At 57.2% G+C, this 20415-nt stretch carries 22 protein-coding genes; 9 read left to right on the forward strand and 13 right to left on the reverse strand.

The genetic code is table 11. The features are described 5' to 3' along the window. Positions 1–99: 99 nt before the first annotated feature. The 5 genes from dacA (at position 100) to C1Y43_RS17085 (ending at position 4737) form a co-directional block, all read left to right on the forward strand. Positions 100–1311 carry a D-alanyl-D-alanine carboxypeptidase DacA gene (dacA, locus tag C1Y43_RS17065; protein ID WP_021508587.1) on the forward strand — a complete coding sequence of 404 codons (1212 nt, stop codon included), beginning with the start codon at positions 100–102 and terminating at the stop codon, positions 1309–1311. A 93-nt stretch (positions 1312–1404) separates the two neighbouring features. Next, positions 1405–1668, forward strand: a complete 264-nt coding sequence (ybeD, locus tag C1Y43_RS17070) for a DUF493 family protein YbeD (protein WP_010618866.1) — start codon at positions 1405–1407, stop codon at positions 1666–1668. A gap of 69 nt (positions 1669–1737) precedes the next feature. Further along, positions 1738–2388: a lipoyl(octanoyl) transferase LipB gene (gene lipB, locus C1Y43_RS17075; RefSeq protein WP_104189049.1), complete on the forward strand. Its 651-nt coding sequence runs from the start codon at positions 1738–1740 to the stop codon at positions 2386–2388. Between the two features lie 176 nt (positions 2389–2564). Then, entirely contained in the window at positions 2565–3530 is a 966-nt protein-coding gene (gene lipA / locus C1Y43_RS17080) for a lipoyl synthase (RefSeq protein WP_058757902.1), read from the forward strand. A 157-nt stretch (positions 3531–3687) separates the two neighbouring features. Next, complete coding sequence (locus tag C1Y43_RS17085; protein WP_146068667.1) at positions 3688–4737, forward strand: hypothetical protein; 1050 nt, start codon at positions 3688–3690, stop codon at positions 4735–4737. A 78-nt stretch (positions 4738–4815) separates the two neighbouring features. Here C1Y43_RS17085 and tatE read toward each other — a convergent pair whose 3' ends face one another. The 6 genes from tatE to C1Y43_RS17115 form a co-directional block, all read right to left on the reverse strand. Beyond that, complete coding sequence (gene tatE, locus C1Y43_RS17090) at positions 4816–5019, reverse strand: twin-arginine translocase subunit TatE (RefSeq protein WP_010618871.1); 204 nt, start codon at positions 5017–5019, stop codon at positions 4816–4818. Positions 5020–5117: 98 nt separating this feature from the next. Next, a complete protein-coding gene (locus C1Y43_RS17095; RefSeq protein WP_058757904.1) occupies positions 5118–5888 on the reverse strand; it encodes an amino acid ABC transporter ATP-binding protein in 771 nt (256 codons plus the stop codon). Further along, positions 5885–6844, reverse strand: coding sequence for an amino acid ABC transporter permease (locus C1Y43_RS17100; RefSeq protein ID WP_058757905.1), 960 nt, complete (start codon positions 6842–6844; stop codon positions 5885–5887). The genes C1Y43_RS17095 and C1Y43_RS17100 overlap by 4 nt, the downstream gene beginning before the upstream one ends. Next, positions 6841–7728: an ABC transporter substrate-binding protein gene (locus tag C1Y43_RS17105; RefSeq protein WP_104189053.1), complete on the reverse strand. Its 888-nt coding sequence runs from the start codon at positions 7726–7728 to the stop codon at positions 6841–6843. The genes C1Y43_RS17100 and C1Y43_RS17105 overlap by 4 nt, the downstream gene beginning before the upstream one ends. Positions 7729–7750: 22 nt before the next feature. Then, positions 7751–8545 (reverse strand): deaminated glutathione amidase, encoded by a 795-nt coding sequence (locus C1Y43_RS17110; protein ID WP_059010522.1) that lies wholly within the window; start codon positions 8543–8545, stop codon positions 7751–7753. 2 nt (positions 8546–8547) lie between these two features. Beyond that, complete coding sequence (locus C1Y43_RS17115) at positions 8548–9507, reverse strand: nitrate ABC transporter substrate-binding protein (protein ID WP_088516279.1); 960 nt, start codon at positions 9505–9507, stop codon at positions 8548–8550. 136 nt (positions 9508–9643) lie between these two features. Here C1Y43_RS17115 and C1Y43_RS17120 point away from each other — a divergent pair, with 136 nt between their 5' ends. Further along, positions 9644–10999, forward strand: coding sequence for an aminotransferase class I/II-fold pyridoxal phosphate-dependent enzyme (locus C1Y43_RS17120; RefSeq protein ID WP_104189054.1), 1356 nt, complete (start codon positions 9644–9646; stop codon positions 10997–10999). Here C1Y43_RS17120 and C1Y43_RS17125 read toward each other — a convergent pair. The 3 genes from C1Y43_RS17125 to pagP all read right to left on the reverse strand — a co-directional run bounded on the left by C1Y43_RS17125 (position 10983) and on the right by pagP (position 12699). Continuing rightward, entirely contained in the window at positions 10983–11408 is a 426-nt protein-coding gene (locus C1Y43_RS17125) for a GNAT family N-acetyltransferase (RefSeq protein WP_021508597.1), read from the reverse strand. The two genes, C1Y43_RS17120 and C1Y43_RS17125, sit on opposite strands and share 17 nt — an antisense overlap. 358 nt (positions 11409–11766) lie before the next feature. After that, entirely contained in the window at positions 11767–11976 is a 210-nt protein-coding gene (gene cspE, locus C1Y43_RS17130; RefSeq protein WP_010615627.1) for a transcription antiterminator/RNA stability regulator CspE, read from the reverse strand. A gap of 150 nt (positions 11977–12126) precedes the next feature. Beyond that, positions 12127–12699, reverse strand: a complete 573-nt coding sequence (gene pagP / locus C1Y43_RS17135; RefSeq protein WP_021508599.1) for a lipid IV(A) palmitoyltransferase PagP — start codon at positions 12697–12699, stop codon at positions 12127–12129. Positions 12700–13656: 957 nt separating this feature from the next. On the opposite strand from pagP, the gene C1Y43_RS17145 reads away from it, so the two are divergent. Both C1Y43_RS17145 and C1Y43_RS17150 read left to right on the forward strand, forming a co-directional pair. Next, positions 13657–13902: a hypothetical protein gene (locus tag C1Y43_RS17145; protein WP_021508600.1), complete on the forward strand. Its 246-nt coding sequence runs from the start codon at positions 13657–13659 to the stop codon at positions 13900–13902. 101 nt (positions 13903–14003) lie between these two features. After that, positions 14004–15086 carry a malate/lactate/ureidoglycolate dehydrogenase gene (locus C1Y43_RS17150; RefSeq protein WP_104189058.1) on the forward strand — a complete coding sequence of 361 codons (1083 nt, stop codon included), beginning with the start codon at positions 14004–14006 and terminating at the stop codon, positions 15084–15086. A gap of 33 nt (positions 15087–15119) precedes the next feature. On the opposite strand, the gene gntT is transcribed toward C1Y43_RS17150, so the two are convergent. Further along, the gene (gene gntT / locus C1Y43_RS17155; protein ID WP_021508602.1) at positions 15120–16436 is read right to left on the reverse strand and encodes a gluconate transporter; all 1317 of its coding nucleotides are present in this window, start codon (positions 16434–16436) and stop codon (positions 15120–15122) included. A 277-nt stretch (positions 16437–16713) separates the two neighbouring features. On the opposite strand from gntT, the gene C1Y43_RS17160 reads away from it, so the two are divergent. Beyond that, positions 16714–17859, forward strand: coding sequence for an iron-containing alcohol dehydrogenase (locus C1Y43_RS17160; protein ID WP_104189172.1), 1146 nt, complete (start codon positions 16714–16716; stop codon positions 17857–17859). A gap of 34 nt (positions 17860–17893) precedes the next feature. Here C1Y43_RS17160 and C1Y43_RS17165 read toward each other — a convergent pair whose 3' ends face one another. From C1Y43_RS17165 to C1Y43_RS17175, 3 genes are all read right to left on the reverse strand, one after another. Continuing rightward, positions 17894–18721, reverse strand: coding sequence for a Cof-type HAD-IIB family hydrolase (locus C1Y43_RS17165; protein WP_104189060.1), 828 nt, complete (start codon positions 18719–18721; stop codon positions 17894–17896). Positions 18722–18830: 109 nt separating this feature from the next. Then, on the reverse strand, positions 18831–19292 hold the full coding sequence (locus C1Y43_RS17170) for an RcnB family protein (RefSeq protein WP_021508605.1): 462 nt from the start codon (positions 19290–19292) through the stop codon (positions 18831–18833). A 779-nt stretch (positions 19293–20071) separates the two neighbouring features. Then, on the reverse strand, positions 20072–20311 hold the full coding sequence (locus C1Y43_RS17175; RefSeq protein ID WP_010615634.1) for a DUF1272 domain-containing protein: 240 nt from the start codon (positions 20309–20311) through the stop codon (positions 20072–20074). Between the last annotated feature and the right edge of the window lie 104 nt (positions 20312–20415).

Raw genomic sequence — 20415 nt, forward strand, 5'->3', positions numbered from 1 at the left:
CTGACACTGAGGCATAAAGCCAGATGTCGCACGATGGCAGCTTTGCTATAGTAAGGCACTTTTTTCACTCTTAACCCCACGGATGCTGTAGTCCTGAACATGAATACGCTGAAACCTTCTCGTTTTCTGAAACGCCTGACAGTGGGATCACTGGTCGCTCTCTCCCTCAGCCACGTTGCCTTTGCAGATGATGTTAATCTGAAAACCATGATTCCGGGCGTGCCGGACATCGATGCCGAAGCTTACGTGCTGATCGACTATAACTCCGGCAAAGTGCTGGCGGAAAAGAACGCGGACGCGCGCCGCGACCCGGCCAGTCTGACCAAAATGATGACCAGCTACGTCATCGGCCAGGCGGTCAAAGCGGGCAAAATCCATCAGGATGACATTGTTACCGTCGGTAAAGATGCCTGGGCAACCGGCAATCCGGTGTTCAAAGGCTCCTCGCTGATGTTCCTCAAGCCGGGCGATCGCGTACCGGTCTCTCAGCTGACGCGCGGTATCGTGCTGCAGTCCGGTAACGACGCCTGCGTGGCGATGGCCGATTACGTCGCCGGCAGCCAGGACGCGTTCGTTAACCTGATGAACAACTACGTGGGCGCGCTGGGCCTGAAAAATACCCATTTCCAGACCGTGCACGGTCTTGATGCTGACGGTCAGTACAGTACGGCGCGTGACATGGCGCTGATTGGTCAGGCGCTGATTCGCGATGTGCCGGATGAGTACGCGGTCTACAGAGAGAAAGAGTTCACCTTTAATAACATCCGCCAGATGAACCGTAACGGCCTGCTGTGGGATACCAGCCTGAACGTCGACGGCATCAAAACCGGCCACACCGAAGCCGCCGGTTATAACCTGGTGGCGTCAGCGACCGAAGGCCAGATGCGTCTGATCTCGGCGGTGATGGGCGGTCACACCTTCAAAGGCCGTGAAACCGAGAGTAAAAAGCTGCTGACCTGGGGCTTCCGCTTCTTCGAAACCGTGGCACCGCTGAAGGCGGGCAAAGAGTTTGCCTCTGAGCCGGTATGGTTTGGCAACAGCGATCGCGTGCAGCTCGGCGTGGAAAAAGATGCCTATCTAACCATCCCGCGCGGCCGCATGAAAGACCTCAAGGCCAGTTACGTGCTGAACAACACCGAACTGCACGCGCCGCTACAGAAAAACCAGGTCGTGGGCAGCATCAACTTCCAGCTGGATGGTAAAACCATCGAACAGCGTCCGCTGGTGGTGCTGAACGAAGTGCAGGAAGGCGGTTTCTTCAGCCGCATCATCGATTATATCAAACTGATGTTCCATCACTGGTTCGGCTAAGGCGCGCTTGAAAAATCGCCAATCCGTCCCCAGATAAGCTACTATATTGCTCCCGCTTCGGCGGGAGCCTGTTTTTTATGCACCGGAGTTAATATGAAAACCAAACTGAATGAACTGCTCGAATTCCCGACGCCTTTTACCTACAAAGTGATGGGCCTGGCGCAACCGGAGCTGGTTGATCAAGTGGTTGAAGTGGTGCAGCGTCATGCGCCCGGCGACTACAGCCCTGACGTGAAGCCCAGCAGCAAAGGCAATTATCACTCGGTCTCGATCACCATTAACGCCACCCACATCGAACAGGTGGAAACCCTGTACGAAGAGCTGGGCAACATCGAAATCGTGCGCATGGTGCTGTAATGCTGACGCTGGTAAAGGCCGCTTTGCCAGCGTTATACTCTGCCCTCCACTCGCTACCGGACTTCTGCTTTGTCTGCTAATACGCTTCTTGTTCGTCAGCTTGGCCAGCGCGACTGGCAGCCCGTCTCCGATGCCATGCATCACTTTACCGATCGGCGCGACAGCGCCACCGCCGATGAAATCTGGCTGGTGGAACACCCCGCGGTGTTTACTCAGGGCCAGGCGGGCAAAGCCGAACATGTGCTGGTGCCGGGCGATATTCCGGTGGTACAGAGCGATCGCGGCGGCCAGGTAACCTATCACGGCCCGGGCCAGCAGGTGATGTATGTACTGATTGACGTTAAACGCCGCAAGCTGGGCGTGCGCGATCTGGTCACCGCACTGGAAGAGACGGTCATCGCTACGCTGGCTGATTACGACATCAGTGCGCGTGCGCGTGCGGATGCGCCCGGCGTATACGTTGGCGATGCGAAAATCTGTTCGCTCGGCCTGCGCATCCGTAAAGGCTGCTCGTTTCACGGTCTGGCGCTCAATGTCGCGATGGATCTGGCGCCCTTCCTGCGCATCAATCCCTGCGGCTATGCCGGTATGCAGATGACGCAGATCAGCGCTTTCCAGCCCGGCGTCACGCCGGCGGACGTGCAGCCGCGCCTGGTGCAGCATTTCGCGCGCCTGACCGGCTTTAGCGATACGGAATGGCATGATGAGGTCGCGTGCTGACCTTGACCGTACGTGCGCATTTACAAAATTGTAACTTTCGCCATGGCTTATCGGCTGCTTCTGCCCCGGCGAGATGATATAATTTTTGCAATTTTTTCAAATAAAGTTGAAAGCCTGGTTCTCAGTTTGAGTGAGGAAGCTTTCAAATCGCAATCCCGACCGGAACCTGCAGATTTATGAGTAAACCAATTCAGATGGAACGTGGCGTCAAGTATCGCGATGCCGACAAAATGGCGCTGATTCCGGTAAAAACCGTGGTCACCGAACGCCAGGAAATCCTGCGTAAGCCGGAGTGGATGAAGATCAAGCTGCCTGCGGATTCCAGCCGCATTCAGGGCATCAAAGCGGCGATGCGTAAAAACGGCCTGCACTCGGTGTGTGAAGAGGCTTCCTGCCCTAACCTCGCCGAATGCTTTAACCACGGCACCGCCACCTTTATGATCCTCGGTGCCATCTGTACCCGCCGCTGTCCGTTCTGCGATGTGGCACACGGTCGGCCAAACGCGCCGGACGCCAACGAGCCGCTGAAGCTGGCACAAACCATCGCCGATATGGCGCTGCGCTATGTGGTGATCACCTCGGTGGACCGCGACGATCTGCGTGACGGCGGTGCACAGCACTTTGCTGACTGCATCAGCGCCATCCGTGAAAAAAGCCCGACCATCAAAATCGAAACGCTGGTACCAGACTTCCGCGGCCGTATGGATCGCGCGCTGGAGATCCTCACGGCTACGCCGCCGGATGTGTTCAACCACAACCTGGAAAACGTACCGCGCGTCTATCGCCAGGTGCGTCCGGGCGCTAACTATGAGTGGTCGCTGAAGCTGCTGGAGCGTTTTAAAGAGGCGCATCCGGACGTGCCAACCAAATCTGGTCTGATGGTCGGTCTCGGGGAAACCAATGCGGAAATCATCGAGGTGATGCGCGATCTGCGTCGCCACGGTGTCACCATGCTGACCCTCGGCCAGTACCTGCAGCCAAGCCGTCACCACCTGCCGGTACAGCGTTACGTCAGCCCGGCGGAGTTTGATGAGATGAAAGAGGAAGCGCTGGCGATGGGCTTTACCCACGCTGCCTGCGGTCCCTTCGTTCGCTCCTCTTATCACGCTGATATGCAGGCGAAAGGCCTGGAAGTGAAGTAATCTCCTGCCGCGATTGCGCCCTGCTGCGGCGCAATCGCAAAAATTCTGCTTAAACAGCTTAATTCCTGTCGCAAATCTGTCGCTTTAACCGCTGAGGCCATAAGAGCCTGTTTATTATTTTTTATTTTCTCAGTGTTTTTTTCATAAAGGTCAGATTATGCAATCATCCTTTCATATCGATGAGCTCGATTTTATGCGGGCGGCGGATGTGTCAGGTCCATCCTCTGGTAGACCGCGAAGCGGCGCGTCGGGCGAAAGCCTGGATGCGCTAAAAGCGCGCACCACGCCCATGGATATCACCAATCCGTTCGTGACGCCCCATGCGTCGTGCGAACTGGCGTTTCTTGCAACCGCCATCAGCATCGACCACCGCTACGACGAAATTCATCTGCACCTGCCGCAAAGCGCGCAGCCTGCGTCCGCGCCCGCGCCCGCACTGCCGTTCACCGAACTGCGCAGCGTAACGCCGGATGAAACGCCGTTGCTGCCAGCGCTGCCGCCGCTGGAGTCAGCGCAGCAGGCCGCCGGCGAGAGCGTCTGGCACAGCCTGCCTGAGGTTCCGGCGCTCAGCCCGGCGCTGTCGCTGGTCAGCGCGCTGCCTGCGGCATGGTATGCCGCTGAACATCAGACGCCCCACCCGTCGCCTGTGACCACGCCCCCAGCCCGGCAGCCGCTGAGCCTGCCTGAGGTGGCTGTGCTGCGCGACATACAGCAACACGACTATGCGGTGGATTACGACGACAGCGGTGAGCCGAAAATGTTTAGCGGCACGCTGGCGGCCGGCGCTCAGGTGCATATTTATATCGATAATGTGCTAATCGAGGTGGTAACGGGCGACGCACAGGGTCACTGGCAGTTCGCTCAGCCCGACGATTTAAGCGCAGCACAGCATGTTTTCAGTGCAGAGTTCGTCGATGAACAGGGGCATGTCAGCAGCCGTTACAATAAGTTGATTACCGTACTGCCGCAGCCTGCCGCCATTATCACGCCGATTGATGACAGCGATCTCAGCGCGATTGATTGTGCACTGATGGAACTGGCGATGCAGCAGGATGATATTGCGCCCGCTATTCTGCCGCTGACCTTCAGCGAAGCATGGCTGGATGAGTGGAACAATGCTGACAGCACACTGACCGCCAGCGGCGATCACGGCGGCAACCTGCCAGGCTGGGATGAACCGCTGGAACATCACATTGTCTGGCACTAAAAAAACGAAAACCAGACTGTAGCAGTCTGGTTTTTTAACGTAATAAATATTTACACTTATTGACGTTCAGCGCAGAGATTACTCTTTATGGCCGACGCGTTCAGCAGGCGTTTCTTCGGCACTGCTTTTGGTTGCGGTGGATTCATCATCTTTCATGGCTTTTTTAAAGCCCTTGATTGCGGAACCCAGATCGCCACCCAGTGAACGTAACTTGTTGGTGCCAAAAAGCAGTACGATAAGCGCACCGATGATCAGCAGTTTGGCAATACTGATACCTTCCATATTTTACCTTTCAACCTTCGCGAAAAACGGACAGCACTATTAACGCGCAGTTATTCACCACGCTCAACTGCAATCTGTAACAGAGTGAGATCTCAGGGTCAGATAAAGCGGCTGAGAAACGCCTGGGTACGTGGATGCTGCGGATTGCCGATCACCTGCTCTGGCGGTCCCTGTTCCACCACCACGCCACCATCCATGAACACCACGCGATCGGCGGCTTCACGCGCAAAGCCAATCTCATGCGTCACCACAATCATGGTCAGGCCGCGATTGGCTAACGTTCGCATTGTAGCCAGCACTTCCCCCACCAGTTCCGGATCCAGTGCCGACGTCGGTTCATCAAACAGCATCAGCAGCGGTTTGATCGCCAGCGCACGGGCAATCGCCACGCGCTGCTGTTGTCCCCCCGACAGATGCCGCGGCCAGGCGTCGGCTTTATCGCTCAATCCGACCGTTGCCAGCAGCTCACGCGCATGTTGCAGCACCTCATCGCGTGGGAACTTATGCACGCCAATCGGCGCTTCCATGATGTTTTGCAGTACCGTCATATGGGGATAGAGATTGAACTGCTGAAACACCATGCCGATTTTCTGCCGCTGATGGGCAATTTTCCGCGCCGACAGGCGATGCAGCAGGCCGCGCTTTAGCGCATAACCAATCTGCTCGTCGCCCACCATAATCGAGCCGGCATTCATCTCTTCCAGATGATTAATGCAGCGCAGAAAAGTCGACTTGCCGGAGCCTGAAGGCCCGAGAATCACCACCACTTCGCCCGGAAACACATCAAGATCGATGCCTTTCAGCACCGCGTTATCACCGAAGCTCTTTTGCACATTACGCGCGCGCACCAGCGGCTGAATCTCGCTCATACGTCCTCCTTTAAACGCGGGGCCGCAGCCAGCGCCGTGTCACTGCTGGCGCGTCGTTTGTTCACCACCACGGTACGTTTGCTGCCGCGCGCGTAGTAGCGCTCAATGGCTGACTGGCCGACGTTGAGGATCGAGGTAATCAGCAGATACCAGATCACCGCCACCATCAGCATCGGAATGATTTCAAAAGTACGGTTGTAAACGGCCTGCACCGAATAGAGCAGATCGCCCATCGCGATGACGCTCACCAGCGACGTGGCTTTGATCATGCTAATCAGCTGGTTGCCGGTCGGGGGAATAATGGCACGCATCGCCTGTGGAATGATGATACGCCGCAGCGCGCGGCTGCGGCTCATGCCAAACGCCTGAGTGGTTTCAACCTGACCGTGATCGACCGACAGCAGGCCGGCACGGATTATCTCCGCCATATAGGCGGCCTCGTTGAGCGCCAGACCGGCGATGGCGGCGGTCAGCGGCGTGATCAGATCGTTAGTATTCCAGCTGGCAAAGGTGATGTCCGTCCACGGCACGGTGATCGAAAGCGTGGGAAACAGTGTCGACAGGTTGTACCAGAATATCAGCTGCACCAGCAGCGGCGTACCGCGAAAGAACCAGATGTAGAGCGCCGACACGCCGCTCAGCAGTTTATTCTCTGACAGCCGCCAGACCGCCAGCAGCAGCCCCAGCAGGGTGCCCAGCACCATCGACACCACCGTGAGACCGAGCGTCACCTGCAGCCCTTTCAGCACCGAGCCTTCGGTAAACCACTGCAGCACCACGTGCCACTCAAAATTGGGATTGGTCGCCACCAGCCACAGACCATTCGCTGCCAGCGTCAGGACCACGATCCAGCTAACCCAGCGTCCATACGCGGGCGCGCTACGGGCAAAAGCGACGTCGCGCTGCGGCACGTCCCCCTGATCCGTGGGGCGCGCGTTGGGGCCGACGGCACTCATTTTGCCGTCTCCTGCGCCAGGTTACGTCCCGGCTGCGGCAGCATGTTGCCGTCCAGCTGCCACTTTTTCATGATGGCCGCGTAGGTGCCGTTGGCAAACAGTTCTTTGTAGGCATCCAGCACCACCTCACCCAGCGGCGAGCCTTTGGGAACGACCGTGCCCTGAAAGATATCGCCAAAGCCGTTTTTCTGCCCCTGACCAGACAGTTCAAGTTGCCCCTGCGCCTGCTCAATGAAATAGGTCAGCGGCGCCTGCGAGGAGAAGAAGGCATCCGAACGCTTCGAGCGCACCGCCAGTATCGACGAAGGCTGATCGGTGAAGGACTGCACCACGACTGCAGGTTTGCGCGCAGCCTCACAGGCGGCTGACTGTTTGCGGATCACCTGCTCCGCCGAACCGGCCGCCATTACCGCGATGCGCTTGCCGCAGGTATCTGCCAGACCGTTGATGTGCGCCGGATTGCCCTTCTGCACGCCAAACACCACGAACTCCTGCACGTAGTCGATGAAGTCCACCTTTTGCTGGCGATCCGGATAATCACCTATCGGCCCGATGGCCATCTGATAGCGTCCGGAATTAATGCCGGCCAGTACGCCGGACAGACCGCTCACCGTCGCGTGTTCAATTTTCACGCCCAACAGCTGGCCGAGCGCCACGGTAAGATCGGCCGAGGCGCCATCCATTGAGTGCGGCCCGTTAACGATCTCATACGGCGGAAAGGAGCCGTTGTTTACCGAGATCATTTTGCCAGCCTGCTTGATCTGCGCGGGCAGTCGATCGTGCAGCGCCTGATCCATTTTTTGCGTCGGAATGGCGTCCGCTGCCTGGGCGACGCTCGCCGTCAGGCCGGTCGCCAGCGCGATGGCGGTTAAAAGCATTTTCATCAGTCAGTTTCCCCCAGGCAGGTCAAAGTGATTGCAATTCCGGACGGGCAAAGCGGCGATTTTCCAGTACCGGCAGCACGCTGCGGGCGTAGGCGATGCGGGCCGGATCCAGTTCGGCAAACACCAGTGCAGCGCACTCCGGTGCCTTAGCAATCACCACGCCAAGCGGATCGATCACCAGACTGTTACCAATGTTGCGCGGCCCGCACTCGCCTACCGCCACCATGTAGCAGGTGTTTTCCAGCGCGCGCGCACTGGTCAGCAGTTCCCAGTGCATCTCCTTTAACGGTCCTTTTACCCAGGCGGAAGGCAGCACCAGCACGTCGGCACCGTCCAGCACCAGCCGGCGCGCCAGTTCGGGAAAACGCACGTCGTAGCAGGTCATCAGCCCGACTTTCATGCCGGCCACCTCAACCAGCGGCGGCACGGCATCACCCGGATTAACCCGCTGCGACTCCTGCATGGCGAAGGCATCGTACAGATGCAGCTTGACGTACTGCGCGATGATTTCGCCATTACGCAGGGCAATCAGCACGTTGTGCGCTTTGTTATCCTGCGTCGGCACGTGCACGCTCATCATGGTGGTCAGCGCGTTACCTTTGCTGGTTTCCAGCAGCTGACTGACAAACGGCCCATCCAGCGGCTGTGCGGCTTTTAACACCAGATCGGGATCGGCGATATCGCGCGCCAGCACGCCTTCCGGCAGCACCAGCAGATCGGCGCCCGCCGCCAGCGCATCCTGCATCAGACCGCGACAAATGGCGGTGTTCTCCTGCCATTCGCGGCTAACGGCGAACTGCCCCATGGCTACTTTCATCTTCACTCCCCTCTGGCCGCCGCCGGGAAAATCTCCTCCGGCGAGAGCAACGTTGTGGTTAAGCCCTGCTGAAACAGCTCACGGGCGAAGTCGGCAATCATCCTTTTGTTAGCGGTAAATCCGTTTTGATTCCAGTCGGCAGGCAATTCCTGCGCGGTGCGTCGCAAATCATCCAGCAGCCACGGCGTGGTATCCGCGTACTTCTCGCGTTTGCGCATCCACAGCTGATACGCGCGATCGATCACCTCGCTCAGCGCCTGCGGCAGCCACGGATGCGCCGCTGCCAGCGCCGGCTTCAGCGCCAGCAGATGAATACCGGGCACATAGCCGACGCGGTTGAAGTAGTCGCGCTCGGCACTGACGAAATCCGCCTGCAGCTGGCGCAGACCGGAATCTTTCAGGAAAAAACCCTCAGGCATAAACGGCGTGAACACCGCATCCAGCTCGCCGGCTTTCAACAGTTCAATCAGCGGACGCTCGTCCGGCGCCGGTTCGATACGGCCCGGGCGACCAAATCCCGCCAGCCGGTCAACAATCGGATGATCAGCGGTCAGGCGTCCGGCAAACCAGAAGGCGTCGTTGATATCGACGCCCGCTTCGCGCAGCACGGTGCGCGTCCAGGTATTGCCGGAGTCCTGCCAGCCGGTAACGCCGATTCTTTTGCCTTTCAGCTGAGCTGGCGTGGTGAGCGGGCTGGTTGTGGTGGTGATGATGCAGCGCTGGCGAAAGCCACGCATCAGAAAGTGCGGCAGGCCGAGCAGTGAGCTGTCGCCGCGCGCCCGTGCCTGCGCATAGCGGCTGAACGACACCTCACCGCCTTCGTAGTGTTCACTGCTGGCCAGGTTATCCACCAGCGTGCCTACGCGGTCAATGACCAGCCTGAAGCCCTGTGGCTGAATATCGCCCAGCGCCAGCGGCGTGAAGTAATCCCAGTCGCGCACCGCCAGTCTGATAGTGATCATCGTTGTGCTTCTCCGTTTGTTCAGCCGCCACGCTGGCGCTGTGCATTTTTTCTGCAAATTGTGCTTGAATTTGAGTCTAAAACGCGAATACTAATCTGAACAATCATTTCTTTGTTACTGAACAAAGCTTTTTCTTATGACGCAAATAGTGGATGCAGAGTGGCTCAGCCAGCAGATTAACGACGCCTCGGTAAAAGGCATTACCCTCGCCGCGTCAACATTGATTCGCGACGGACAGATTGCCGTGGGCATGCAGATGCCGGCAGTGCGCGATTTGGCGGAACGGCTGAGCGTGAGTCCGGCCACGGTATCCGCGGCCTGGGCGCAGCTGAAAAAGCAGAAAGTGCTGGCGGGTAAAGGGCGAAGCGGAATCTGGGTGTGCGGCAACAGTGTGATGCCGCGACCGGTCCGCTTTGAGAAAATTGGCAACTATGGTGAAAACGTCAAGGCCGCGCTGGCGATGGCAGCACCCGATCCGGCCCTACTGCCGGATCTGCGCCCGGCGATGCTGGCCGGGCTGGCGTCACCACAGCTGAATAGCTATCAGCGTGAGGCGATTTCGCCACAGCTGCAGGCGGCCATTGCGCCGCGCTGGCCCTGTCCGGCGGAGGCGTGGCTGGCGACCGATGGCGGCTTCGATGCCATGAACCTGATTGTGCAGACGCTGCTGTCACCCGGCGATCGGGTGGTGATTGAAGATCCGACCGCGACGCGTCTGCTGGATATGCTCGACAACATCGGTGCCGAGATCCTGCCGCTGCCCGGTGATGAGCAGGGACCGCTGCCTGAGGTGCTGGCGACACACTTACAGAAAGCGCCAGCGATGTTCATTTATCAGCCACGCACCCACTCGGCAACCGGCTACAGCGTCAGCCAGCAGCGCAGTGAAGCGCTGGCGCAGGTGCTGGCGCAGAGTGCCACCCTGATTGTCGAGGATGACGGCATCGGCGATTTGTCGCGCTGGCCGGTTTGGAGTCTCGGCCGCCACTATCCGCAGCGCACGCTGCACGTGCACTCCTTTTCCAAAGCCTACGGCCCGGATCTGCGGCTGGCGGTGGTATCCGGCACGACAGAACTGGTGAAACGGCTGCAGTCGTGGCGTAACTTCGGGGTCAGCTGGACCAGCCGTATTTTGCAGGATGCGGTGGCCTGGATGCTGAGCGATGCGCCCACCCAGCAGCGCATACAGCAGGCTAAAGCCACGTATGCCGCGCGCCGTCAGCAGTTGCTGGCCGCACTGGCGCGGCGCGGGCTGGTACAGGAAGATCGCGACGGCCTGAGCGTGATGTTGCCGGTGGCGTCAGAGCAGTATGCCATGATCACCCTCGCCGCCCGGGGCATCACCGTGCTGCCAGGCGAACGCTGCAGCATCAACAGCGGACAGTTCATTCGCGTCAGCATTGCGCGGCTGCCGGCCGATCAGCTCGACAGCATCGCCGATGCGTTAGTGATTGCCTGCGGACGCGAGCTTAATATCAGCCCAGATCTTTGATGTGATAGCGTGGCGACTCAACGTAGCCTTCACGCGCATAAAACTGGTTGGCTTTCAGTCGCGAGGCGTGACAATGCACTTCCATGCGGTCGCAGCCGCGGGCGCGCGCCAGTTGCTCGGCGTGGTTCAGCAGCTGCTGGCCGCTGCCTTTACTGCGCTCACCCTCGGCGATACAGAAATAGCTGATGCGCGCGAAATCGCCCGCTAATGCCAGCTGCGGAATAAAGTGCAGCGAAAGAAATCCCAGCACCTGGTTACCGTGTTCCGCCACCAGCAGCGTCTCGTCGGGATGGGCGCACAATTGCGCCAGCCGATCGCTGATAAATTTTTCCGTGCCGCGATAACCCAGCTCGGTTAACAGTGCACTCAGGGCAAAGCTGTCTTTGGCCTGTGCTTCACGTATGTTCATCCTGCCTCCTCCGTTCCCTGACTGCTGTTATATAGCGTTGCCGCTGAAAAATCTGCAAGTAAGCTTTGTTATGAGTATGTTACGGGAATTATCTGTGAGCGACGCCGCAGAATGTGCCTTGTCATGCCGCTGTCACGCTGGCTTAAGGCTGGCTTAATCTTGCTTTGCCATGCTGGCATAAATGAAGTTGCGAGGCATGGCACATGAAGAATCTGGTACCGCACTGTTTAAATGAATGGCTGGCGCTGTCGCTCAGTACGCTGGTGATTATCGCCTGGGCCATTAGCTGGTGGCAGGGCTGAAAAAAGCACAAAAAAAACCCGCCATCAGGCGGGTTTTTAAAATTCTGACTGTTAACTTACAGAGCGGTAACGTTAGCAGCAGATGGGCCTTTAGCGCCGTCGGTGATTTCAAACTCTACACGCTGACCTTCAGCCAGAGTTTTGAAGCCGTTGCTCTGGATAGCAGAGAAGTGTACGAATACATCTTTGCTGCCATCTTCTGGAGTAATGAAACCGAATCCTTTGGACTCATTAAACCACTTAACGTTACCTTTGATCTTGGACATCTATATTACCTTTACATGAAAAATGGACACTAAACTGTGTCGGCATCTAGTACAGCAATTGCAGTGACATTTGTCCAGCGCGAATTGATGAAAAAGTGATAAATATTGATTTTTTCCATGCCCTTCACACTTTCTGCGCATCTTCAGAGATTAAAACTGAAATCTTAACCAGGCAAAATAAACGTTGCCGTTGTTATAAGTACCTGGAATATAAGTCATTTGGAAGGTTGCCGGGCCATACCCTATCGAAGCCAGCGGCAATACCAGCGGAACCGGGATATATCGCCAGTTATCCCTGGCCGTCACGCCTGCGGTGTAACCGGCGCCCAGATGGAAATTCTGATCGTTCAGCGGTCGCCAGGTCGCTTCCCAGCCGTAGCCGGCGATGGGCTCCCACTTGTTAAACGAGTCTTTGAACGCCATGGCATACAGGCCGTGCCAGTTGCCCTTTTCATCCCAGCGCGAAACGCCACCGCCCGCGCCCCACGGCCGCTCGTTGTACTTTTTGATGTGTTCATCATCGTAAGTAAAGCGGTTGTGCCAGGTGATAGCCGGGACGTAAAGATCGTAATTTTGCGGTTGTGTCCAGGTTTGCGCCACGTTATCGGAGAAGGTATTCCAGCCCGATTTAATCGCTTCGCCTGTGGTTGCCGCTGGTGTCGAAAAAGAGACCGATGAAGTCAAAATACAGCCGCAAAAGGCTGCAGAAATACGCCAGTTCACAACAATGCTTCCTGTTAAATCATCCTGTATCCGGCAGTCACCGCGTAGCGCCACATCGCGCCGCACCATGCTGCCGTGGGTTAATGGCTGATGCCACGAGCGCGTACAGCGCGCGCGCCACGATGGCGCCAGTCGCACCCGGCTCTGCTGGCAATCAGCTGGTTAATTTTACCTCACTGCGCGAACGGAGTCGAAACGGCAAATAAACAAAACGCAGAGGGTAAAAGGTGCAGAAAATGCACTGCTCAGTTGATGATTACTTAGGGTGATTACTTAATATTCAGCAACTTATCCATGCAAATTGATTTCATGAATAAATTAATAAAATTTATCAATTGAACTCACCCGATGATTGAGATAAATCTCATCACTCCAGGACGGAGAGAGGAGGAACTGAGATGACAATTCGTTGCAGCCGCTGCGGTTGCGCCAAATTTTTTTATACAGTACCCGGCAAGGAAAAGGTCGACAATCCCGATCATCACGGCGCCTGTTGCGCCGCGTGCGGCAAGCCGATCAGCCTGCGCGATGTGATCCCGCTGTCATCCCTGCACCCGGCTTCTGCCGCCCGTCACGTTGAATAATGTTTCAGGCACCCGCCGGGTGCCTGAACGCGTCAGAAAATCAGTTTAAACACGCCAGTTATCGTCAGTAACCCGACAATAAAGATGATGGCAATGATCCACAGTATTATTTTCATAGTTCGCTCCTTCAGGATGAAAAATAACGCATCGTGCATTCAGTATAGATGATTATTCCGGCTTCGCTGGGCGCTGCGAGCGCGATCTCAGTCACTTGCCTCAGAGACTGTTGCCTGCTCTTTTTTTCTGCGAGCCCGGTCGCAGCTTATCGCTTACGTTGCTATCCCGCCGCACGCGTAGCGCGCTGATTGTCTAAAATTACAGCGCCTGTAGCAGGCCTCAATTGTTCGCTATGTCTACGTAACAAGGAGATGATATGAGCACGATTAATACCAGCATGGGTCGTTACAGCCTCAAGGCAAAGGATCATGGCAGTCACATTCGTGGCAGCATTGCGATTAATGACGAAGGCGGTACGCAGCTCACCCTGCAAGAGTTTGATGAGCATTATCTTGACGATGTCGTCAACAACGTTATTTATCCAATCACGGGTGGGAACCGTGAAATTGCACGCGCACTGCGTGAACAGATGGTTAAAGCCGGCTTCGAACAGCCGCACTGAGTTTGTTGGGCCACGTGTTGTGGCCCTTTATCAGCCCTTACTTGCGGTTATTATCCATTTCAGCGCAGGATGCTCTCTCCCCCCATAAGGAGATTAACCGCGTGACTGAACTGCATCGAGTTTCCCCTTCCCGCTTACATCAGTTTGTTCAGGCTATCTGGCTGCATGCCGGTAGCAGTGCCGAAGAAGCGCGCCTGGTGGCTGACCATCTTGTTGCTGCTAACCTCGCGGGCCATGACTCCCACGGCGTCGGTATGATACCGAGCTATATGGCCTCGCTGACGCAGGGCTTTCTCCAGCTCAATCAGCACGTCAGCATCGAAAAAGACGCTGGCGCAGTCCTCACCCTTAATGGCCAGAAAGGCTTTGGCCAGGTGGCCGCGTACGAGGCCATGCAGCACGGCATTGAGCGGGCGAACAGGTTTGGCCTCGCGGCGGTCGGCCTGCATCATTCGCACCACATTGGCCGTATCGGTCACTGGGCGGAGCAGTGTGCCGCAGCGGGCTTTGTCTCCTTTCACTTCGTTAATGTGATGGGCGATCCAATGGTGGCGCCGTTTAACGGCAGCGATCGCCGCTTCGGCACCAATCCGTTCTGCGCGGTGTTTCCGCGTCGCGACGGCGAACCGCTGCTGCTGGACTTTGCTACCAGCGGCATCGCCTTTGGTAAAACGCGTGTGGCGTATAACAAAGGTCAGCCGGTCGCGCCGGGCTATTTGCTTGATGCGCAGGGCCAGCCGACCACCGATCCGGGTGTGATGCATCAGTCGCCGTATGGCGCGTTGACCGCCTTCGGCCTGTACAAAGGCTATGCGCTGGCGACGATGTGCGAAATCCTTGGCGGCGCGCTGTCCGGCGGTCGCACTACGCATGACGCCACGCTGCTCACCGGCACTGACGCCATCTTTAACGGCATGACCACCATTATCCTGAACCCAGACGCGTTTGACGCACCGGCGATGCAGCAGGAAGCCGAAGAATTTCTCGCGTGGGTCAGGCGTTCACCGCAAAGTGGTGAGGCGGAGATTCTGGTGCCAGGCGAATGGGAAACGCGCAATCGGGCAGCACGTGAACGCGAGGGCATTCCGCTGGACAGCAACAGCTGGCAGCAGATTTGCGCAGCGGCACGCCAGGCTGGCATGCCGGAGGACGAACTGGCGGCCTTCCGCGCCTTAGCGCAGTAAGCCGCCGGGGCTGAGGCGCGGTGCCTCAGCCGGTTACAGCGCAGCGGACAGCAGCAAACAGCCCAGCAGACCGCACACCGAGATGATGGTTTCCAGCGCCGACCACGAGCGAATAGTTTCACCGATGGTCAGGTTGAAGTACTCCTTGAACAGCCAGAAACCCGGATCGTTGACGTGCGAGAAGATGACACTGCCGGAACCGACGGCAATGACCATCAGCTCCGGGCTGGCGCCGCTGGTGGCAATCAGCGGTGCCACAATGCCGCCGGCGGTAATCGCCGCGACGGTGGCAGATCCCAGCGCAATACGCAGCACTGCCGCAATTGACCACGCCATAAAGATTGGCGAGACGTTGGTTTCATGCATCATGCCGGCGATGTATTTATCCACGCCACTGTCCACCAGCACCTGTTTAAAGGCGCCACCGCCGCCGATGATCAACAGCATCATGGCAATGATTTTGATCGAGTCAGTGATGGTGCCCATCACCTCATCCATGCTGCGGCCACGGTTAAGGCCAAAGGTGAAGATGGCAATCAGCACCGCAATCAGCGTCGCCATGATCGGATCGCCAAAAAATTCCGCATACGGCAGCAGCACATGGCCTTTCGGCAGCAGCATTTCTGCCACGGCACGCAGCGCCATCAGGATCACCGGCACCAGCGCCGTCCACACGCTAACGCCAAAACCCGGCATCTCCGCTTCGCTGAAAGTTTTCGGGTTCCACAGCCCTTCCGGAATCGGCTTATCAATGCCTTTCAGGAAACGCGCATACACCGGCCCGGCCAGAATCACCGTCGGAATACCCAGCAGCGTACCGTACAGCAGGGTTTTACCCATGTCGGCATTAAATAACGTGGCAATCGCGGTCGGACCCGGATGCGGCGGCAGAAAGCCGTGGGTGACGGATAAGGCGGCCGCCATTGGCACGCCGACATACAGCAGCGGCACGCGCGCCGACGCAGCAATGCTGAACACCAGCGGCAGCATCAGCACGAACCCGACTTCATAAAACAGCGCGAAGCCCACGGTGAAGCCGGTGAGTACCAACGCCCACTGAATGTGCTTCTGGCCGAATTTTTCGATCAGCGTGGTGGCGATACGCTGCGCACCGCCGCAGTCGGCCAGCAGTTTCCCCAGCATCGCGCCAAAGCCCATGATCAGCGCCAGGCTGCCCAGGGTACCGCCGACGCCGGTTTTGATCGATCCAATCACTTTATTGACCGGCATGCCCTGCATCATGCCCACCGCCAGTGCCACCAGAATCAGCGCGATGAAGCCGTTAAGTTTGAAGCGAATCATCAGCAGCAGCAGTAACGCCACGCCAATTGCCACATAGAGTAATGGCATAATTTTTCTCCACTTTTGCGCTCGGCGTATTACCGGCAGCGGTTTGTTGTAATGGGACAAAGGGGTTATCAGTGCCAGATGTTTCAGAATGCGACATCCTGTTACCGGTATCATGTTAAGGGTAACATTGACGGGAAAGCACCTGGTGCAGCGGGTGAATTTCTGTTTTGCGAAGGTGATCAACTTTTTGTCGGAGGGTTATCAGAATGTTTGCCCCGGCAGCGGCGTGGCTTTTGGTTACACTAGCTGTTTTACGCCAACCGATAAGGATCTGCAGGTGAGTGAGAATCTGATTGAGCTGTACAGTAATCAACAAACCCTGTTTGGCCGTGGCAGCATCGACCGCCTGGTCCCGCTGCTGGCGGCGAATCCGCAGCCCACGCTGCTGTTCTGCGGCCGCTCATTTCTCAACAGTCCGGCGTGGGCACGTCTGGGCGCGACGCTGAACGATCACATTCTGGGCTATGAAATTGTCAGCCATGAAGCCTCGCCAGACGAGATCGATGGCTGGGTGACGCGCTGGCGTGGCCACGTCGATCGCGTTGTCGCCATCGGCGGCGGCAGCGTGCTGGATGCGGCCAAAGCCTTTGGCGCCATGATGCAGCATCCGCTGAATATCGCGCGCTACCTCGAGAAAGTGGGCGATACGCCGGTACAGGCGGTCACGCTGCCGCTGATCGCCATTCCTACCACCGCCGGCACCGGCAGCGAAGTCACGCAGAATGCGGTGGTGACCGATCAGCAGCACATTAAGGTGAAGGCCTCGCTGCGCCATCCGGTGTTTGTGCCGCAGGTGGCGATTCTCGATCCCGATCTGCTCAAAGGGGCGCCGGATCGTGTACTGGCTACCTGCGCCATTGATGCCTTTACCCACCTGTTCGAGGCTTATCTGTCACGCAAGGGCAACCTGTTCAGTCAGCAGAACGCGCTCAACGGGCTGCAACTGTTCATGCAGGCGTGGCCGTACCTCAATCAGGACGACAGCCGCGGCGATGCGGCACGTGAAGCGATGATGATGGCATCATGGCTCGGCGGCGTCAGCCTGAGCAGCGCGGGTTTGGGGGTGATCCACGGTATTGCCGGCGAGCTGGGGGCGATTAAACCGTTCCATCACGGCGAAGTCTGCGGTCGTCTGCTGTTCCCGTTCCTTGATGTACTGGCGGAGAGCGCGCACCCCGAACAGCAGCGGCTGATGGCGGTGCTGGCTGAACGCCTGCTGCCCGATGAAACGGCACCGCCGGCGCTGGCGCTGAAAGCCTGGCTGCAGCAGCAGGCTATCGTGCCGTTCTGGCTGGAGGGACCACCCCTCGCCGCGGAAGAGGTCGACTGGATTGTGGCGCGCGCCAACAGCAAAAACGGCTGGGTCAATTATGATCCCGCCACGCTCACGGAGATGATTACCGCCGCGTGGCGCGTCGTCTGAGCCTTTCGGGCAGCGCAGGCTGCCCGTTGCTTATTCAGCCAGCAAACGGCCCTTCCCCCGCCAGCATCTGCTCAATCACCTGCAGCACGCCTTCCTGGTTATTGGACGGTGCGCCGTAGCGCGCAGCGTCTTTGACCCGCTGCGGCGCATTCTGCATGGCAAAGCTGAAGCGCGACTGCACCAGCATCTCCAGATCGTTGCCGCCGTCGCCAAACGCCAGCACCTCATCGCTGCTGATGTCCCAGCGCTGCTGCAGCAGACGCAGCCCGTTGGCTTTGTGCAAGCCGGGCACAATCAAATCCACCGAGCCGTGCCCGCTCGAGGTCGCCGCCGCCGCGCCCTGATGCAGACGCTCAATATCAGCCATCAGAACATCGACATAATCATCGGACAGATTCAGCGCAAACTTGAACAGCCGGTCATCGCCCACGTCAGCGAGGCTATCGATCGCCTTGAGGCGATGGCAGTAGTGACGCATTTTGACCAGCCACTGCTCATCCATGGTGTTGAAGTGATAAGCGCTGTTACGGCCGCAGAGAATGTATTTCAGGTTGGGATAGTTACCGCGCTGCAGGGTATCGAGCACGGCATTAACGTCCTCGCGCGAGAACGCGCCGCAGAACAGCTCCTCATCCCTGTCGAGGATCCACGCGCCATTTTCGGCGACAAAGGCGATCTCACTGGCGATGTCGGGAAAGAAGGATTTGAGCTGGTAATACTGATTACCGCTGGCGACCACAAATTTGATGCCGCGCCGCGTCATCTCCTGATAGCAGGCCTGAAAACGTGCCCGGTTGTACTGTTTTTTATCGTCGAGAAAGGTGCCGTCCATATCCACCGCCACCATTTTTACCATGGTCATCATGACTCCTTAACGCGTTGAAAGGAAAAACGGGTTGTCCAGAGAATAACCTGGTGAGCGGTGAAAGCGGAGAGAAACACGGATGGCCGTCGCCATCCGTGCGGCAGGATTAGTTAAATGCGTTATTCAGCAAAATGGCGGTGATAATGCCGGTCGCGGCCGCCACTAACACATAATTTCCGTCGATAAAGGCCCAGTGCTCGCCGCGCGGCGGCTCATACAGACCGCGTGCCCGCCAGTCGTCGACGCGATAGTGTGGACCGCGAAACTCCGGCGGTGCCGGATAACCACGGCGAAAATCATGACCGCGCCAGGCAAAGCGATCGCCGCCGCGATGTCCCTCCGGCATACGGTGGTCAGCATAGTGGTCGTGACGATCCGGGCCCGGTCCGCGATCGTGGCCAAAGTCACGACGGTCATGATGATCGGGACCCGGGCCGCGATCCTGATGGCGGTCGCCGCCGTGCGGGTCCCAGCGAGGGTCACCGGGACCGTCGGCCCAGGAGACGCTGGAAAACAGTGTGCTGCATGCAATAAATGACGCAATAATCGTAAGTGTTGTTTTTTTCATGGTGTTACCTCCAGGGATAACGGCAGTCTGCGCGCCGTTGAGGCTTACTATTGCCTAAACAAAGCTAAAACAGCATTTCCAAAAGTCTTAAAAATCGGATACTTACAATACATTACGCCAGGTTAGCGCTTTCTTAACGATTGTGGAGACTTTATGGTGGCGTGGCACGATAAGGCTGGCAGGAAAATAAGCAGTTAATTCAGCGGGAATAAAGAAAACCCGATCGCGGGGATCGGGCGGACAATGCTATTTCCATAAAAAGCATAAAGCGGGGAAACCCTGCTAAAAAGAGGGTAAAACTGAAGCACACAACGCCACATCACTAGCATTGCCCGGAAAGAATAACATTCATCAGGGCAAAATACTTTCAGAAAACTTCTATTTTCAGAAAAAACCGTAAAAATGTTCATGGCAGCGAAAATAACCACCAAAGGTACATAATGTGAAAGGAAATAAGGTCCGTGCTCTGACCAGCTGTCGTCAGGAAATATAGTCAGCCCGTATAAAACATCGCCATAAAATCACAATACATTGAATTTAAAAGGCAAAAATTAATCCATGCTATTTTTTAGTTATGCCGCCATTTAAGCCGACCGGCAAATTAGCTGGCCGGCACATTTCATTGATAACCAGAGCCCTATTGCCGTCCTGGCAATTAATCGATGTGCGTGATTAATATAACGCTAATTTTTCACTGCGCTGAAGCGTAAGGTTAAATAACCAGCAAGCTGGCGCACAATAATTATGCGTCGGCTGTTAATCTGATTGCGCTAGCGAATTTAGCGGGGTGGCGCAGAAACCGGATATCGCTGAGTTGCAGCCGGATGGCGCAGCAGCGCCTGCGCCGGACGTATCGGTCGCCGAACCAGTTCACCCGCACAGTTCGGGCAGCGCTGCGCCAGCACGCCTTCCGCACAGTCAACGCAAAACGTGCACTCAAACGAGCAGATGCGCGCATCAGGCGAGGCCGGCGGCAGATCTTTATCGCAGCATTCACAGTTAGGACGTAATTCCAGCATGGCACTCTCCTGTCAGGGTTTAGGGCTATCATCGCCGCCGCCGCCCTGGCGCGCCAGCCTGTGAGCGGACATCGCGCGGACAGATCGGGACAGCTTTTCATCCT

The organism is Pantoea sp. ICBG 828 (genome assembly GCF_002928355.1).
Taxonomy (GTDB): Bacteria; Pseudomonadota; Gammaproteobacteria; order Enterobacterales; family Enterobacteriaceae; genus Pantoea; species Pantoea dispersa.

Coding starts and splice junctions, on each gene's coding strand:
- dacA (WP_021508587.1), top strand. CDS start 100: ATGAATACGCTGAAACCTTCTCGTTTTCTGAAACGCCTGACAGTGGGA.
- C1Y43_RS17095 (WP_058757904.1), bottom strand. CDS start 5,888: ATGAGCGAGATTCAGCCGCTGGTGCGCGCGCGTAATGTGCAAAAGAGC.
- C1Y43_RS17165 (WP_104189060.1), bottom strand. CDS start 18,721: ATGACCATGGTAAAAATGGTGGCGGTGGATATGGACGGCACCTTTCTC.
- C1Y43_RS17110 (WP_059010522.1), bottom strand. CDS start 8,545: ATGAAAGTAGCCATGGGGCAGTTCGCCGTTAGCCGCGAATGGCAGGAG.
- C1Y43_RS17085 (WP_146068667.1), top strand. CDS start 3,688: ATGCAATCATCCTTTCATATCGATGAGCTCGATTTTATGCGGGCGGCG.
- C1Y43_RS17115 (WP_088516279.1), bottom strand. CDS start 9,507: ATGATCACTATCAGACTGGCGGTGCGCGACTGGGATTACTTCACGCCG.
- tatE (WP_010618871.1), bottom strand. CDS start 5,019: ATGGAAGGTATCAGTATTGCCAAACTGCTGATCATCGGTGCGCTTATC.
- C1Y43_RS17125 (WP_021508597.1), bottom strand. CDS start 11,408: ATGAACATACGTGAAGCACAGGCCAAAGACAGCTTTGCCCTGAGTGCA.
- C1Y43_RS17170 (WP_021508605.1), bottom strand. CDS start 19,292: ATGAAAAAAACAACACTTACGATTATTGCGTCATTTATTGCATGCAGC.
- gntT (WP_021508602.1), bottom strand. CDS start 16,436: ATGCCATTACTCTATGTGGCAATTGGCGTGGCGTTACTGCTGCTGCTG.
- lipA (WP_058757902.1), top strand. CDS start 2,565: ATGAGTAAACCAATTCAGATGGAACGTGGCGTCAAGTATCGCGATGCC.
- C1Y43_RS17105 (WP_104189053.1), bottom strand. CDS start 7,728: ATGAAAATGCTTTTAACCGCCATCGCGCTGGCGACCGGCCTGACGGCG.
- C1Y43_RS17145 (WP_021508600.1), top strand. CDS start 13,657: ATGAGCACGATTAATACCAGCATGGGTCGTTACAGCCTCAAGGCAAAG.
- ybeD (WP_010618866.1), top strand. CDS start 1,405: ATGAAAACCAAACTGAATGAACTGCTCGAATTCCCGACGCCTTTTACC.
- C1Y43_RS17120 (WP_104189054.1), top strand. CDS start 9,644: ATGACGCAAATAGTGGATGCAGAGTGGCTCAGCCAGCAGATTAACGAC.
- cspE (WP_010615627.1), bottom strand. CDS start 11,976: ATGTCCAAGATCAAAGGTAACGTTAAGTGGTTTAATGAGTCCAAAGGA.
- C1Y43_RS17175 (WP_010615634.1), bottom strand. CDS start 20,311: ATGCTGGAATTACGTCCTAACTGTGAATGCTGCGATAAAGATCTGCCG.
- C1Y43_RS17100 (WP_058757905.1), bottom strand. CDS start 6,844: ATGAGTGCCGTCGGCCCCAACGCGCGCCCCACGGATCAGGGGGACGTG.